Annotated in this window: 1 pseudogene; it reads left to right on the top strand. The window is 45.7% G+C overall.

Annotated features, from left to right (window positions below):
* Window positions 1–267 (top strand): annotated as a pseudogene (locus tag AYW76_RS18715) (two-component system response regulator); the annotation flags it as partial.

Below are 267 nucleotides of genomic sequence, written 5' to 3'. Positions count from 1 at the left end.
GAACAACGTGGATTTGAAGTGGGCGCGGTGGATTATATTTTGAAACCTATTAGCCCGCCTACCTTGTTATCTAGAATCAATACCCATCTGAAATTACGGTTTACGATGGAAGAGTTGTCTGAACAAAACGATCACCTTGAAGAACGGGTTAGGAAGCGGACCCGAGAGTTAGAGATGCTACAAGATGCCACAATCGGGGCGATGGCCTCATTGGCAGAAACCAGAGATAACGAAACGGGTAACCATATTCGCCGGACTCAGAATTAT

The organism is Marinomonas gallaica (assembly GCF_001639745.1).
Taxonomy (GTDB): Bacteria; Pseudomonadota; Gammaproteobacteria; order Pseudomonadales; family Marinomonadaceae; genus Marinomonas; species Marinomonas gallaica.
This window is presented reverse-complemented; position numbering and strand designations above follow the sequence as displayed.